Annotated in this window: 15 protein-coding genes and 1 riboswitch; of the genes, 9 read left to right on the forward strand and 6 right to left on the reverse strand. The window is 70.0% G+C overall.

Going from position 1 to position 15,264, the window contains the following annotated elements:
* Positions 1-16: 16 nt before the first annotated feature.
* From ACZ7IB_RS25100 to ACZ7IB_RS25110, 3 genes are all read right to left on the reverse strand, one after another.
* A complete protein-coding gene (locus ACZ7IB_RS25100) occupies positions 17-382 on the reverse strand; it encodes an Rv2175c family DNA-binding protein (RefSeq protein WP_030919271.1) in 366 nt (121 codons plus the stop codon).
* 43 nt (positions 383-425) lie between these two features.
* On the reverse strand, positions 426-2,174 hold the full coding sequence (locus ACZ7IB_RS25105) for a peptide-N4-asparagine amidase (protein WP_470915861.1): 1,749 nt from the start codon (positions 2,172-2,174) through the stop codon (positions 426-428).
* Between the two features lie 117 nt (positions 2,175-2,291).
* The gene (locus tag ACZ7IB_RS25110; RefSeq protein ID WP_470915863.1) at positions 2,292-3,548 is read right to left on the reverse strand and encodes an NAD(P)/FAD-dependent oxidoreductase; all 1,257 of its coding nucleotides are present in this window, start codon (positions 3,546-3,548) and stop codon (positions 2,292-2,294) included.
* Positions 3,549-4,002: 454 nt separating this feature from the next.
* Positions 4,003-4,116, forward strand: a riboswitch (TPP riboswitch).
* Between ACZ7IB_RS25110 and thiO the strand changes: the two genes are divergently transcribed.
* The 6 genes from thiO to ACZ7IB_RS25140 all read left to right on the forward strand — a co-directional run bounded on the left by thiO (position 4,114) and on the right by ACZ7IB_RS25140 (position 9,905).
* The gene (gene thiO / locus ACZ7IB_RS25115; RefSeq protein ID WP_470915864.1) at positions 4,114-5,298 is read left to right on the forward strand and encodes a glycine oxidase ThiO; all 1,185 of its coding nucleotides are present in this window, start codon (positions 4,114-4,116) and stop codon (positions 5,296-5,298) included. (Overlaps the previous riboswitch by 3 nt.)
* Positions 5,295-5,513, forward strand: a complete 219-nt coding sequence (gene thiS / locus ACZ7IB_RS25120; RefSeq protein ID WP_383075650.1) for a sulfur carrier protein ThiS — start codon at positions 5,295-5,297, stop codon at positions 5,511-5,513. The genes thiO and thiS overlap by 4 nt, the downstream gene beginning before the upstream one ends.
* A gap of 2 nt (positions 5,514-5,515) precedes the next feature.
* Positions 5,516-6,310: a thiazole synthase gene (locus tag ACZ7IB_RS25125; RefSeq protein ID WP_470915867.1), complete on the forward strand. Its 795-nt coding sequence runs from the start codon at positions 5,516-5,518 to the stop codon at positions 6,308-6,310.
* Positions 6,311-6,431: 121 nt separating this feature from the next.
* Entirely contained in the window at positions 6,432-8,348 is a 1,917-nt protein-coding gene (gene pknB, locus ACZ7IB_RS25130) for a Stk1 family PASTA domain-containing Ser/Thr kinase (protein ID WP_470915869.1), read from the forward strand.
* Between the two features lie 6 nt (positions 8,349-8,354).
* Positions 8,355-9,212, forward strand: a complete 858-nt coding sequence (locus ACZ7IB_RS25135) for a deoxyribonuclease IV (protein ID WP_470915872.1) — start codon at positions 8,355-8,357, stop codon at positions 9,210-9,212.
* Between the two features lie 99 nt (positions 9,213-9,311).
* Positions 9,312-9,905, forward strand: a complete 594-nt coding sequence (locus ACZ7IB_RS25140) for a DUF4396 domain-containing protein (RefSeq protein ID WP_470915874.1) — start codon at positions 9,312-9,314, stop codon at positions 9,903-9,905.
* A 32-nt stretch (positions 9,906-9,937) separates the two neighbouring features.
* Here the strand turns inward: ACZ7IB_RS25140 and ACZ7IB_RS25145 are convergent, their stop codons facing one another.
* Positions 9,938-10,570, reverse strand: a complete 633-nt coding sequence (locus tag ACZ7IB_RS25145; protein ID WP_470915876.1) for a sulfite oxidase-like oxidoreductase — start codon at positions 10,568-10,570, stop codon at positions 9,938-9,940.
* Between the two features lie 154 nt (positions 10,571-10,724).
* Here ACZ7IB_RS25145 and bfr point away from each other — a divergent pair, with 154 nt between their 5' ends.
* Positions 10,725-11,204, forward strand: coding sequence for a bacterioferritin (gene bfr / locus ACZ7IB_RS25150; protein WP_093543851.1), 480 nt, complete (start codon positions 10,725-10,727; stop codon positions 11,202-11,204).
* Positions 11,205-11,219: 15 nt separating this feature from the next.
* Here bfr and ACZ7IB_RS25155 read toward each other — a convergent pair whose 3' ends face one another.
* Together ACZ7IB_RS25155 and ACZ7IB_RS25160 are read right to left on the reverse strand one after the other, a co-directional pair.
* Positions 11,220-11,528, reverse strand: a complete 309-nt coding sequence (locus tag ACZ7IB_RS25155; RefSeq protein WP_470915880.1) for a (2Fe-2S)-binding protein — start codon at positions 11,526-11,528, stop codon at positions 11,220-11,222.
* 169 nt (positions 11,529-11,697) lie between these two features.
* Positions 11,698-13,044: a class II 3-deoxy-7-phosphoheptulonate synthase gene (locus ACZ7IB_RS25160; RefSeq protein WP_405688558.1), complete on the reverse strand. Its 1,347-nt coding sequence runs from the start codon at positions 13,042-13,044 to the stop codon at positions 11,698-11,700.
* A 103-nt stretch (positions 13,045-13,147) separates the two neighbouring features.
* On the opposite strand from ACZ7IB_RS25160, the gene ACZ7IB_RS25165 reads away from it, so the two are divergent.
* Both ACZ7IB_RS25165 and ACZ7IB_RS25170 read left to right on the forward strand, forming a co-directional pair.
* Entirely contained in the window at positions 13,148-13,204 is a 57-nt protein-coding gene (locus tag ACZ7IB_RS25165; RefSeq protein WP_107408160.1) for a trp operon leader peptide, read from the forward strand.
* A 94-nt stretch (positions 13,205-13,298) separates the two neighbouring features.
* Positions 13,299-15,239: an anthranilate synthase family protein gene (locus ACZ7IB_RS25170; protein WP_470915882.1), complete on the forward strand. Its 1,941-nt coding sequence runs from the start codon at positions 13,299-13,301 to the stop codon at positions 15,237-15,239.
* Positions 15,240-15,264 lie beyond the last annotated feature (25 nt).

Below are 15,264 nucleotides of genomic sequence, written 5' to 3' on the forward strand. Positions count from 1 at the left end.
CACGTACGGACTGCGGTCAGACGGCGAGCGCCTGGGCGCGGCGCTTCACCTCCGTGCCGCGATTCTCGCTCAGCGCCTGGGCAGGGGTGCCCGGCAGGGTCGGGTCGGGGGTGAAGAGCCATTCCAGCATCTCTTCGTCGGTGTAGCCGTCGTCCCTCAGGAGCGTCAGGGTTCCGGAGAGACCCTTGACCACCTTGTTGCCGTCGATGAAGGCGGCAGGCACCTGGAGCGTCCGGTTCTCACCACGTCGTACGGCGATGAGCTGGCCCTCCTTGACCAGCTGCCGCACGCGCGTCACCTCGACATCGAGCATTTCGGCGATGTCGGGAAGGTGGAGCCAGGCGGGGACGAGAGCATCGATCTTTGCGTCAATCTCGGTCACAGGGACAAGCGTGCCATCCCGGGCCGACAGTCGGTAGCCGGACTCAGCCCTTCAGGGCGTCGCGGACCACGTCCGCGACGCGGCAGTGGCTCTGCCGGTCGCGGGTGATCCAGCCGTGCGCGGTCGTCAGGGAGCGCGAGTAGCAGGCTCCGGTGTCCGTGGTGCCCCGGTACTTCTCGGTCGAGGCTCCGTCGGCCGACTGGACGACACCACCCGTGCGGACGAGGTTGCCGGTCGAGTCCACGGTGTCGTCCGTGACCGCGTCCGTGTGCCACGCGTGTGCGGAGCCCTTACGGGACGTGTCGACGAGCACACGGCGCTGGGTGACGTCGGCCCTTATGTCGTAGTTGTTGTAATCGCCGTACACCGGGATGTCCATGTCCACGTCGATGGGGTAGGACCAGGTATGCCGCTGCGCGTCCGTGCGCCCGCGGGTCCTGGTCGTCACCGTGGTGGAACCGTGGTCACGCTGATGCATCACCTGATGGCTGCCCGTGCGGGAGACGTTGTCCGTGTTGGTGTAAGCGAACTTCTGCTCGACGGTGGTGGTGACCCGGCCCTTCGAGGTCTCGACGTAGCCCGAGATCTTCCAGGAGCGGCCGGTCGACACGGAGACGTCCGTGGAGCCGTCCTTGCCCGGGGTCTGGACGGTCTTCACGACCGGGGTGTGACTGAGCGTGTTGGTGGTCACCTTGCCGCTCGTGCGGGACGTGTGCGCGTCCGTGTCGAGGAAGAGTGAACCGTCGACGGTCCAGCCGTCGGCCGCACCGTACGGAGTGATGCTGATGGCATGCGGCTTGCCGTCGGCCAGCAGACCCGCGAAGGGGGTGAGGTCGATGTCGTACGCCTCGGTCTTGAACTGGTCGATGGCCGGGATCGGGCGCCACAGGGTCGGCACGATGCCGCCGGAGTACACCACGGGGTACGGCTGGGCGAGACCGGCGGGCTGTCCGTCCACCGCGACCTGCACCTCACGGTAGGGGCCGCCGCCGCAGAGATAGTCCGGAGCGGTTTCCGCCAGGTCGCTGGGGACCGCGTCGAACCACTGCTCGTCGCAGCCGCCCCCGCGTGCGTAGACCTCCAGGCGCGCGTTGGTCAGATTGCGCGGGAAGGTGACCTCGGTGCGGGTGGAGCCGCCCTTGCCGACGTTCATCCAGGGGGCGCCGCCGGAGCCGGTGTCACCGAGCGGGACGATGCTGTCGGCCGTGGTGGCGGCCGGGTGGCGCTGGTCGGCCTGGTAGTACGTGACCGTCAGCTTGATCCTGTACACGCCGGTGTACGTCTCGTTGACGACATTGCCCAGTTCGAGCTGGAGCTTCTGCGGGTCCTTGAGGAGCGGCGCGAAGTCGGTGATGTCCTTGGCGACGTGCCAGCTGATGCCGTCGTCGTCGGGCTCGGCGGTGCTGGTGCGGAAGACCTCCGCGCCACCGATGAAAACCGCGGCAAGGCGGTCGTACTGACGCCCCTTCACGCTGCCCGACCAGTCGAGGACGACCTTGTTCCACGGCCCCTTGCACTTCTCGGGCGGGGTGAGCGTGGTGGTGTACGGCGGTCCGCCGAGGGTGTAGCCGAAGTCGTGGTCGACGGCCGTCACCGAGCAGTGCTTGGTGTCCGGGCGGGAAACCGGCGGCAGCGCGTCGATCGGGTCCTGGTAGTCGACAGCCGGGTTGGAACCGGGCTGGGGAGCGGTGCCCGCGTACGCCGGGGCGGCGAGTGCGCCTCCGACGAGGGCGATCGACGCCGAGGCCATGGAGATTCCGCGCAGCGCGCGGGCCCATCTGTGTCGGAACATGCGCATCCTTCGAAGAGACATGAAATGAGCACTCTAAAAGATGCACAGTGCACTAACTTTTGCCTCCCCCCAAGGGGTCGTCCACATAGCGGACGTCAACGTCCGTTGCCCGTAGGCCTACTGACGAGTCGCCGACTTCAGCGGTACGGACGGGTCACCGGCCCGCTCCGGATCGAGCCGTGCCCCCGCCTCGATGAGTTTGCGCCCCTGCGCCAGATCGCGTGGCCGGCCGACGGCGAGGACCGCGACCAGGACGCCGTCCCGCAGCCAGCACACCGACCAGGAGGGACCGGCCGGATCGCCGCGCCACAGCAGGGTGTCGGCGCTCCCGTGGTGGCCCGCGTACTGCACGAACCGGTCGAACTGCTCGGACCAGAAGTACGGCACGGGGTCGTACGTCTGCGGCGCCGGGCCGTTCTCGGCCCGCGCCCCGATGATGTTGGCGGCGGCGGTCCGAGGGCCCTGGAGGGCGTTGTCCCAGTGGTGGACGAGAAGGCGTTCGCCGTACCGCAAGGAGGGGAACGAGGCGCAGTCACCGACCGCGTACACATCGGGGAGCGAGGTGCGCAGCGCCCCGTCGGCGGTCACCGATCCGTCGGGGCCGAGCGCGATGCCGGAGCCGGCCAGCCAGCCGGTGGCGGGCCGTGCGCCGATTCCGACGACGACCGCTCCGGCCGGGATCGTGCGGCCGTCCGCAAGGATCACCCGGCCGGGTTCGATGCGGGCGACCCGGGCTCCGGTGAGGAGTTCGGCGCCGCTCTCGGCGTACCAGGCGGTCATCGGGGCGGCGACCTCGGCGGGCATCGCGCCCGCGAGGGGCCGGTCGGCGGCCTCGACGACGGTGACCTCGCAGCCCGCGGCGCGGGCCGCGGTGGCGAACTCGGCGCCGATCCAGCCCGCGCCGACGACCACGACGCCGTGCTGCCCGTCGAGTACGGGCCGCAGCCTTGCCGCGTCGTCGAGGGTGCGCAGCAGATGGACGCCGGGAACGCCCTCGGCGCCGGGCAGGACAACCGGTTCGGCGCCGGTCGCGATCACCAGGACGTCGTATGCGACGGGTCCTGACGGGGTGTCCAGCTCATGCGCGCCCGGCCGCACACCGGTGACTTCGCGGCCCAGCTGCAGATCGATGTCCAGCGCCTCGAAGTCGACGTCGAAGGCGGAGTCCTCGGCCTTGCCGAGCAGTACCGCCTTGGACAGCGGGGGCCGGTCGTAGGGCTGGTGCGGTTCGGCGCCGATCAGGGCGACGGAGCCGGTGAAGCCCTGTTCCCGCAGGGCCACCGCCGTCTGCACGCCGGCCATGCCCGCGCCGACGATGACGACGCGGCACCCTGCCTGCCGGTCCGGCTGCTCTGACTGCTGCTGCTCGCTCACCCGTACACCTTAAACATCTGACGGATCGTCAGGAAAGGGGGGCTCTTCGACCGCGCTCGTCCCGCTGCTCTGCAACTCGGTGCACAACTGATCGACCAGCGCCCGGTTTTGGCGAACATGGGCACGATCGAGTGAACAGTGTGACAATCTATGGGTATGCCCGACTGGGTGTGCGTAATGTGCGCGGTGCGATCTGGGACGCCGGGTGTGGCGTCAGCAGTCGGGGCCCCGTATAACCGGAGTGATGGTTCGGGGCCTCCCCGTCGCCTCTCGCCACACCCACATGGCCAGGTCGTAGGAATTCCGCCCACCCGGGACGGACCGCATACGGGATATGCGTCGCCGACCAGGACGCGAAAGCGGAGGACCAGTGCGCCCAAGACCGTTCGGGGCGTGCCGGTGGGACAGGACCCGTTCCTGCTCACTGCCCAGGAACGGTTTAGGGTGGCCAACGTAAAACACTCGCGGGAGCCCGGACGCACCGGGCTGAGAGGGAGGCTGGGGCGGCCTTCGACCGTACGAACCTGATCCGGGTCATGCCGGCGAAGGGAGGGGTTGGGCACCCATGCGTTCTTCTCGGAACGGAAACGGATCCGACGTCCTTGTCATCGGGGGCGGAATCATCGGTCTGGTGACCGCCTGGCGGGCCGCGCAACGCGGACTGCGCACCGCGGTCGTCGATCCCGAACCAGGTGGCGGAGCCGCCCGGGTGGCGGCCGGCATGCTGGCCGCCGTCACCGAACTCCACTACGGCGAACAGATGCTGCTGAGCCTCAATGTCGCCTCGGCCGCCCGCTATCCGGCCTTCGCGGCCGAGCTGGAGGCGGCGAGCGGCCAGGAGACCGGCTTCCGCACCTGCGGCACCCTGGCCGTCGCGCTGGACTCCGACGACCGTGTCCATCTGCGGGAACTGCACGCCCTGCAGCAGCGTTCGGGCCTGGAGTCGGAGTGGCTCACCGGCCGCGAATGCCGCCGCCTGGAGCCGATGCTCGCGCCGGGCGTCCGCGGCGGTCTGCGGGTCGACGGCGACCACCAGATCGATCCCCGCCGACTGGCCGCCGCACTGCTGACCGCCTGCGAACGGGCCGGGGTGGCCTTCCACCGCGGCTGGGTGGAGCGCCTGGCGGTGATACGCGACCGGGCCGCCGGAGCCGTGCTCGCCGGGGGGACGGAGCTCGCCGCCGACCAGGTCGTGCTCGCCGCGGGCAGCCTCAGCGGCCGCCTCCCGGGGCTGCCGGACGAGGTCGTGCCGCCGGTCCGGCCGGTGAAGGGACAGGTACTGCGGCTGACCGTGCCCGCCACGTACGCGCCGTTCCTCACCCGGACGGTCCGGGCCGTGGTCCGGGGCAGCCATGTCTATCTCGTACCGCGCGAGAACGGCGAACTGGTCGTCGGCGCCACCAGCGAGGAGATGGGCTGGGACACCACCGTCACCGCGGGCGGCGTCTACGAGCTGCTGCGGGACGCCCACGAGCTGGTGCCCGGCATCACCGAGCTGCCGCTCACCGAGACCCGGGCCGGTCTGCGCCCCGCCTCCCCCGACAACGCCCCGCTGCTCGGCCCCACCGCCCTGCCCGGCCTCCACCTCGCCACCGGCCACCACCGCAACGGGGTGCTGCTGGCTCCCGTCACCGGTGACGTCATGGCAGAGCTCCTCACCACAGGCGAGCTGCCCGAGGTGGCCCGCCCCTTCACCCCGCACCGTTTCTCGTCCGCCGCCGTCTGGGTACATCAGGAGCAGCCCGCATGACCGACCCCGCGCCCCTCTCCGTGTCCGTGAACGGCGAGGTCCGTCTCCTCGCCGCGGGCACCACCCTGGACACCCTCGTGGCCACCCTGACCGCCGCGCACTCCGGCGTCGCGGCCGCCGTCAACGAGACCGTCGTCCCACGCGGCCAGTGGTCCACCGCCGCACTCGGTGACGGTGACCGCGTCGAGGTCCTTACCGCGGTCCAGGGAGGCTGACCATGCCCGACGACCTCTTCACCCTCGGCGACACCGCCTTCGGCTCCCGGCTGATCATGGGAACCGGCGGGGCGCCCAGCCTCGACGTGCTGGAACGCTCCCTGACCGCCTCCGGTACCGAGCTCACCACCGTCGCGATGCGCCGCCTCGACCCGACCGTGCAGGGCTCGGTGCTCTCCGTGCTCCAGCGGCTCTCCATCCGCGTACTGCCGAACACGGCGGGTTGCTTCACCGCGGGCGAGGCCGTGCTGACCGCCCGGCTGGCCCGCGAGGCGCTCGGCACCGACTGGATCAAGCTGGAGGTGGTGGCCGACGAGCGGACCCTGCTGCCCGACCCGATCGAGCTGCTGGACGCCGCGGAGACCCTGGTGGACGACGGCTTCACCGTGCTTCCGTACACCAATGACGACCCCGTGCTGGCCCGCAGGCTCCAGGACGTGGGGTGCGCGGCGATCATGCCGCTCGGCTCCCCCATCGGCTCCGGCCTCGGCATCCGCAATCCGCACAACTTCCAGCTGATCGTCGAGCAGGCCCGGGTGCCGGTGATTCTCGACGCGGGCGCCGGGACGGCCTCGGACGCGGCGCTCGCGATGGAGCTGGGGTGCGCGGCGGTGATGCTGGCGTCCGCGGTGACCCGGGCCCAGGAGCCCGAGCTGATGGCCGCGGCGATGCGGCATGCGGTGGAGGGCGGGCGGCTGGCGTACCGCGCGGGCCGGATCCCGCGCCGCCACTTCGCCGAGGCCTCGTCGCCTGTGGAGGGGCGCGCGGTGCTGGACCCGGAGCGCCCGGCGTTCTGACCGGCCGGACCGCCGCCGGCGGCTGCGGCGCGCATGTCCCTGTCACGGCTCGGCTGCAGTACGGCCCCGGGTCTGCCCCGGCCCGTGAGCCGTGTCCGTGGCGGCTCGTAGACTCGCATGCGTGGATACGACCCTCCAGGACCCTCTCGTCGGGCAGCTGCTCGACGGCCGCTACCGCGTCGATGCCCGCATCGCCGTGGGCGGCATGGCCACGGTCTACCGGGCCGTGGACACCCGGCTCGACCGGGTGCTCGCCCTCAAGGTGATGCACCCGGCGCTCGCCACGGACGTCTCGTTCGTCGAGCGCTTCATCCGCGAGGCCAAGTCCGTGGCCCGGCTCGCGCACCCCAATGTCGTCGCGGTCTTCGACCAGGGCGCCCAGGGCCAGTACGTCTACCTCGCGATGGAGTACGTCGCGGGGTGCACTCTGCGCGACGTACTGCGCGAGCGCGGCGCCCTGCAGCCGAGGGCCGCACTGGACATCCTGGAGCCGGTCCTCGCCGCCCTGGGCGCCGCGCACCGCGCGGGCTTCGTGCACCGCGACATGAAGCCCGAGAACGTCCTGATAGGGGACGACGGCCGGGTCAAGGTCGCCGACTTCGGTCTCGTACGGGCCGTGGGCGCCGTCACCAGCACCACCGGGTCCGTCCTGGGCACCGTCTCCTATCTCGCCCCCGAGCAGATAGAGCACGGCACGGCGGACACCCGCACCGATGTGTACGCCTGCGGTGTCGTCCTGTACGAGATGCTGACCGGCTCCAAGCCGCACGCCGGCGACACCCCCGCCCAGGTCATCTATCAGCACCTCAACGAGGACGTCCCGGCCCCGTCGGCCGCCGTCCCGGGGCTCCCGGTCGAGCTCGACGACCTGGTGGCCGTCGCCACCGCCCGTAATCCCGAGGTCCGCCCGTTCGACGCGGTGGCGCTGCTCGCCGAGACCCGCGAGGCCCGCTCAGGCCTCACCGACGCCCAGCTGGACGCCGTACCGCCGCAGGCTCTCGCCGAGGTGCACGACGCCGCCGAGGACCGCACGAGCGTGATCCCGCGGCTGCTCCCGGCCGACCAGGGCGTCGCCCACCACACCAGCCGGCTGGAGATGCCCCCGCCGACGCCGCCGCAGCCCGCGCCGCACGGCCTGCGCCGCCGCGGTCCGCGGCGCTCCGTCATCGCCGTGGTCGTCGCGGTGCTGCTGGCGCTGGGGATCGGCACCGGTGTCTGGTACATCAACTCCGGGCAGTTCACGCGGGTCCCCTCGGTGCTCGGCCAGACCGAGAAGACCGCCCAGGAGCGGCTCTCGGACGCCGGCCTGGAACTCAAGAGCGTCGAACGGGCCTACAGCGACACCGTCCAGCGCGGCAAGGTCATCAGCAGCGACCCCGAGTCCGGCGCCCGCATCCGGGGGCACGACGCGGTGACGCTCGTCGTCTCGCGCGGACCGGAGATCGTGAAGGTGCCCGATGTCCAGGACCTCTCACTCGGGGATGCCAGGCGTGCGCTGAAGGAGGCGGGTCTGGTGCCCGGCATGGTCACCAAGGAGTTCAGCCAGGAGACGGGACGGGGCGAGGTGATCCGCACTGATCCGGCGGCGGGCACCGAGCGCCACCCGGACTCCGCGGTCGCCCTCGTCGTCAGCAAGGGCGCTCCGGTCGGCGTCCCGGATGTCACCGGGCTGTCCGTCGAGGACGCCACCGCCGCACTGGACGAGAAGGGGCTGAAGGCAAAGGTGCTGCCCGACCGGGTCCGCTCCCCCGAGGACGCGGGCGACATCGCCCGTCAGTCTCCGGGCGAGGGCACCGAGGCCGCCGAGGGCGACACCATCACGCTCACAGTCTCCAAGGGACCGCGGATGATCGACGTCCCGGACGTCATCGGGAAGGACGTCGACGACGCCAGGAGCCGGCTGGAGGACGCGGGCTTCGAGGTCAAGGTCGACCGCCCGTTCCTCTCCTTCGGCGACACCATCGACAGCCAGTCCGTCGACGGCGGCAAGCAGGCCCCCGAGGGCAGCACCATCACCATCAGGACCAAGGGACTCTAGATCCACATGCGCAACCCAGTCGGCGGCCATGTTCCCGTGGCCGGCGGGCTCGCCAAGGTCGGCCTCCCCTACGCCCGCGAGATGGGGGCGGAGGCCGTCCAGGTCTTCGTCGCCAACCCGCGCGGCTGGGCGACGCCCGTCGGCAACCCGGCCCAGGACGAGCAGTTCCGCGCCGAGTGCGCCGCCGATTCCATACCGGCGTACGTCCACGCCCCGTACCTGATCAACTTCGGTTCGCACACCGTGGCCACCGTCGAGAAGTCCGTGGACTCGCTGCGCCACTCACTGCGCCGGGCCCGCGAGATCGGCGCCCTGGGCGTCGTGGTGCACACCGGATCGGCGACGGGCGGCCGGCCGCGCGAGCAGGCCCTCGCACAGGTACGCACACACATGCGGCCGCTGCTGGACGAGCTCACGCACGACGACGACCCGTGTCTGCTGCTGGAGTCGACCGCCGGGCAGGGGTTCTCGCTCTGCTCGCGGACCTGGGACTTCGGCCCGTACCTCGACGCACTCGACGCCCACCCCAAGCTCGGCATCTGCCTCGACACCTGCCACATCTACGCGGCGGGCCACGATCTGACGGGCCCGGCGGGCATGCGCCAGACACTGGACCTGCTGGTGGACACGGTCGGCGAGGGCCGGCTGAAACTGATCCACGCCAATGACTCCAAGGACATGGTGGGAGCCCACAAGGACCGGCACGAGAACATCGGCGCCGGGCACATCGGCGAGGCGCCGTTCCGGGAGCTTTTCGCTCATCCGGCGACCGCCGGTGTACCGCTGATCATCGAGACGCCGGGCGGCAAGGAGGGTCATGCGGCGGATGTGGCGCGATTGAAGGGGTTGCGCGACCGGGGCTGAGTGCCTCGCCCCGCACTGATTTCCCGTTGAGGAATACCCCACAGGGGTATACGGTTCTTGCTGTCGGCAGGAACCGCTACTCGGCATTGGGGGATCGCCATGCAGCACGACACACGCCACGAGCAGCACAGCCACCATGAGCGGGGCGAGCAGCACGGGGATCACACAGATCACAGCCGGCGCGTAGACCACGGCGAGCACGCAGCCCACTCAGGTCATGCCGACCACACCAGCCACACCGACCGCCACCTCGGCAAGGCAGGCTGGGCCATGGCCGCGCAGGCCACCCTGCACTGCCTCACCGGATGCGCCATCGGCGAGATCCTGGGCATGGTGATCGGCACGGCGCTCGGCTGGGGCAACATGGGGACGATGGTGCTCGCGATCGTCCTGGCCTTCTTCTTCGGCTACACGCTGACGCTGCGTTCCATCCGGAAGGCGGGCATCGACTTCCGTACGGCCCTGCGGGTCGCCCTCGCCGCCGACACCCTCTCCATCGCGGTGATGGAGCTGATCGACAACGGCGTGATCGCACTGTGGCCGGGCGCCATGGACGCCACTCTCTCCGACACACTGTTCTGGGGAGCGCTCATACTCTCGCTCGGCGTCGCCTTCGTCGTCACCACACCGGTCAACAAGTGGATGATCGGCCGCGGCAAGGGCCACGCAGTGGTGCACCAGTACCACCACTGAGTGTGGACCGGGCCGGCCCGGGAGCCGTCAGGTCAGAGCTCGGGGCCGTCCCCGGGCTCTTCCTGGTAGGAGTAGCGCTGCTCGCGCCACGGGTCGCCGATGTTGTGATAGCCGCGCTCCTCCCAGAAGCCGCGACGGTCGGCCGTCATGTACTCCACACCCCGGACCCATTTGGGCCCCTTCCAGGCATAGAGGTGCGGCACGACGAGCCGGAGCGGAAAGCCGTGCTCGGCGGTGAGCAGCTCGCCGCCCTTGTGGGTGGCGAAAAGTGTTCGGTCCGAGGCGAAGTCGGAGAGCCGAAGGTTCGAGCTGAACCCGTACTCGGCCCAGACCATCACATGGGTGACGTTGGGCGCGGGTGGCGCGAGTTCCAGGACCGTGCGGGCGAGCACCCCGCCCCATTCGGCGCCGAGCATGCTGAATTTGGTGACACAGTGCAGGTCGGCGACGACCGAGGTGAACGGCAGCACCGAGAACTCCTGGTGATTCCAGCAGCGCTTCTCACCGTCCGCCGTGGCACCGAAGACCCGGAACTCCCAGCGGTCGGGCTTGAACTTGGGCACGGGCCCGTAGTGGGTAACCGGCCAACCACGCTGCAGTCGCTGTCCCGGCGGAAGCTCGGACTGCTCTGACGTGCTGTTTTCCCGGCTTTCCGGCTGACCCATGACTCCATGGTGACAGACAGGCAGGGGTGGTCCCGACCAGAGCAAGGTCAATTCGGGCATCTCGTACTAAGCATGTACTTACTGGACGATCACCGGGTGCGGTGCGAGGATGCGGCCAACTTGCCCAGTTCACCGGTTGGAAGGAGCCTCTGCGATGCAGGGCGACCCCGAGGTCCTTGAGTTCCTGAACGAGCAGCTGACCGCCGAGTTGACCGCCATCAATCAGTACTTCCTGCATGCAAAGATGCAGGACAACTTCGGCTGGACGAAGCTCGCGAAGTACACCCGCTCTGAGTCGTTCGACGAGATGAAGCACGCCGAGATCCTCACGGACCGCATTCTCTTCCTCGATGGACTGCCCAACTACCAGCGACTGTTCCACGTACGGGTGGGTCAGACCGTCACCGAGATGTTCCAGGCCGACCGCCAGGTCGAGGTGGAGGCGATCGACCGCCTCAAGCGCGGGATCGAGCTGATGCGCGGCAAGGGCGACATCACGTCCGCAAACATCTTTGAGTCGATCCTGGAGGACGAGGAGCATCACATCGACTACCTCGACACCCAGCTGGAACTGGTCGAGAAGCTCGGCGAGCCGCTCTACATCGCCCAGCAGATCGAGCAGCCCGACAGCTAGGGCCTGTGCGGCGGATCAGGCCGCTTCGGGAAGCCGGATGCCCGGGGCCACGCCCGGGGCGATGCCGGGAGCGATACCCGGATCGACCTCGGGGACGGTGTCCGTGGCGGCGTCGACGGCAGTGCCCTGCGTCCGCTTCCGGTCGATCAGCTCGCGGCGCGGGCAGGCGCCGCGGCCGAGCACGGCCTGGATCGCGCGGACGCAGCCGCCGCAGTCCGTTCCCGCCTTGCAGGCGGAGGCTATCTGCCGGGGTGTGCACGCCCCGGCTTCCGCATGTTCCTTGACCTGCTTCTCCGTAATGCCGAAGCACGAGCAGACGTACATGCGGTTCACCTCCCGGCGGGATCGGTCATCGGCGCCACCCCGTTAATCGGTGAGGCGAACCTAACCTTACCCGGCGCTCCAAGCCCTTGAAAGCCTCCGAACGTCCTGTGGGGCACGGATCACATCGATCCGTGCCCCACAGTCGTACGCGCGCTGCCTGCGGTGATGCCTACTGGTCCCGGTACATCTCGGCGACCAGGAACGCCAGGTCGAGGGACTGGCTGCGGTTGAGCCGCGGGTCGCATGCCGTCTCGTAGCGCTGGTGCAGATCGTCCACGAAGATCTCGTGCCCGCCACCGACGCACTCGGTGACATCGTCACCGGTGAGCTCGACATGGATGCCGCCCGGGTGCGTGCCGAGACCCTTGTGCACCTCGAAGAAGCCCTTGACCTCGTCAAGGACGTCGTCGAAGCGACGGGTCTTGTGGCCGGAGGCGGCCTCGAAGGTGTTGCCGTGCATCGGGTCGGTCACCCACGCCACGGTGGCGCCGGAGGCGGTGACCTTCTCGACCAGGTCGGGGAGCTTGTCACGGACCTTGTCGGCGCCCATGCGGACGATGAAGGTCAGCCGGCCGGGCTCGCGCTCGGGGTCGAGGCGTTCGATGTAGCCGAGCGCCTCGTCGACGGTGGTCGTCGGGCCGAGCTTGATGCCGATGGGGTTACGGATCTTCGAGGCGAACTCGATGTGCGCGCCGTCCATCTGGCGGGTGCGCTCACCGATCCAGACCATGTGGCCGGAGGTGTCGTACAGCCGGCCGGTGCGCGAGTCGGTGCGGGTCAGCGCCGACTCGTAGTCCAGCAGCAGACCCTCGTGCGAGGAGTAGAACTCGACCGCCTTGAACTCGGCCGGGTCCGTACCGCACGCCTTCATGAAGTTCAGCGCGTTGTCGATCTCGCGGGCGAGCGCCTCATAGCGCTGGCCGGACGGCGACGACTTCACGAAGTCCTGGTTCCAGGCGTGCACCTGGCGCAGGTCGGCGTAACCGCCGGTGGTGAAGGCACGGACCAGGTTCAGCGTGGAAGCGGATGCGTGGTACATCTGCTTCAGCCGCTCGGGGTCCGGGACGCGGGCTTCCTCGGTGAAGGCGAAGCCGTTGACGGAGTCGCCGCGGTAGGTCGGCAGGGTGACGCCGTCGCGGGTCTCGGTCGACTTGGAGCGCGGCTTGGAGTACTGCCCGGCGATCCGGCCCACCTTGACTACGGGTACGGAGGCCGCGTACGTCAGGACGGCGCTCATCTGGAGCAGCGTCTTCAGCTTGGCCCTGATGTGCTCGGCCGAAACGGCGTCGAAGGCCTCGGCACAGTCACCGCCCTGCAGCAGGAACGCCTCGCCCTTGGCGACGGCTCCCATGCGGGCACGCAGCTGGTCGCACTCGCCCGCGAAGACGAGCGGGGGATATGACGCAAGGTCCGCGAGTACATCGCGCAGAGCCTCGGCATCGGGGTACTCGGGCTGCTGCGCCGCGGGAAGGTCTCGCCAGGTGTTGCCACCGGCGACGGAGGTATTGGCGTTCACGGTCACACCGACAACATTACGGGGTCCGGCGGTGCGTCCTTCCGTAGGCTCAATAGTTGAGACGCGCGCTCGGATGACGTGGCCATCCGTTAGGGTTCGGAACATGTTCGCGCAGACAAACCAGAACTGGTGGTGGACCGCTCATCCGGCGGCCCACTGATCGATCGCGCGCAACAGACCACGCGAAGGCCGCCCGAGGGGCGGCCTTCTCTGCGTTTCGGGAGCCGTTCCTCCATCCGGAAGGAACACCCCCGATGTCTCAGCCTCACCGCACCGACCTCGTCATCGAGAGGCTTCTCCGTGACGACTCCCCGCCCTTCGCGCTGCTGCGCCGGCGCACCCCCGGCCACGACCAGGACACCGTCGAGGTGCTGATCGGCCGGGTGCGGGAAGCGGACCGGCTCGCCGATCTCCCGGTCGGTGCGCTGCCCTCGCTCGCCCTGGTGCCGTTCCGGCAGATCGCCGAGCGCGGCTTCGATGTGCGCGACGACGGAACGCCACTGTCCGTGCTGGCCGCGGAGGAGGCGTACGAGCTGCCGCTGGCCGAGGTGCTGGACCACCTGCCGGTCCATGACGTACGGGTCGAGGGCGGCGCCTTCGACGTGCCCGACGAGGAGTACGCCGGGATCGTCCGGCGGGTCATCGAGGACGAGATCGGGCAGGGAGAGGGAGCGAACTTCGTCATCCGGCGGACCTTCCGGGGCGAGATCCCCGGCTTCGGCCGGGCCGACGCACTGGCCCTCTTCCGGCGGCTGCTGGCCGGTGAGCGAGGCGCGTACTGGACGTTCGTCGTGCACACAGGTGACAGCGGGCCCGAAGGGCCCTCGTCATCGGGGCGGCGGGCGACGGGTGGGCGGACGCTCGTCGGTGCCAGCCCCGAGGTGCATGTGCGGATGTCCGGCGGGACGGTCGTGATGAACCCGATCAGCGGGACGTACCGCTACCCCGCCGAGGGCCCGACCGTCGAGAATCTGCTGGCCTTCCTCTCCGACCGCAAGGAGAGGGACGAGCTCTCCATGGTGGTCGACGAGGAACTCAAGATGATGTGCACCGTCGGCGACATGGGCGGGGTGGTGGTCGGGCCGCGGCTCAAGGAGATGGCCCATCTCGCACACACGGAGTACGAGCTGCGCGGGCGTTCCTCGCTGGATGTGCGGGAGGTGCTGAAGGAGACCATGTTCGCGGCGACGGTCACCGGCTCCCCCGTGCAGAACGCCTGCCGGGTCATCGAGCGGTACGAGCCCGGCGGCCGGGGCTACTACGCGGGCGCGTTGGCGCTGCTGCGGCAGGAGCCGGGCGGGGCGCAGACCCTGGACTCACCGATCCTGATCCGTACCGCCGACATCTCGGCCGACGGGCATGTGCAGGTACCGGTCGGGGCGACGCTCGTACGCCACTCCGATCCGGACAGCGAGGTCGCCGAGACCCACGCGAAGGCGGCAGGCGTGCTGGCCGCGCTGGGGGTGCGGCCGGGCCGGCCGCGGGCCGAGGCGGCATCTCCGCAGCTGGTGGCCGACCCGCGGGTGCAGGCGGCACTGGACGCCCGGCGCGGCGGTCTCGCACCGTTCTGGCTGCGGATGCAGGAGCGTACGTACGAGCTGTCCGGCCATGCGCTGGTGATCGACGGTGAGGACACCTTCACCGCGATGCTGGCGCATCTGCTGCGCTCCTCGGGTCTGGAGGTGTCGGTGCACCGCTACGACGAGCCGGGGCTGCGCGAGCTCGTACGGGCGCACGAGGGTCCGGTCGTGCTGGGCCCCGGGCCCGGAGATCCGGGTGACACCACCGCCCCGAAGATGCGGCTGCTGCGCGAGTTCGCCGCGGAGCTGATCCGTGATCACCGGCACGGGCTGCTGGGGGTCTGCCTCGGCCATGAGCTGATCGCGGCGGAGCTGGGTCTGGAGATCGTCCGCAAGACCGTGCCGTACCAGGGCACGCAGACCCGGATCGATCTGTTCGGGCGGCCGGAGACGGTCGGCTTCTACAACAGCTTCACCGCGCGCCGCGACGACGACGCGGTCACCGAGCTGGCGGCGCACGGTGTCGAGGCGAGCCTGGACGAGGCGACCGGGGAGCTGCACGCGCTGCGCGGTCCGGGCTTCGCCTCGGTGCAGTTCCACCCGGAGTCGGTGCTGACACTGCGCGGCGCGACGATCGTGGCCGGGCTGCTGGCAGGGCTGCCGGTGGCCGGCTGAAGGGGGCTCGGGGACCCCGGAGAAG

The organism is Streptomyces sp. NPDC037301 (genome assembly GCF_055602785.1).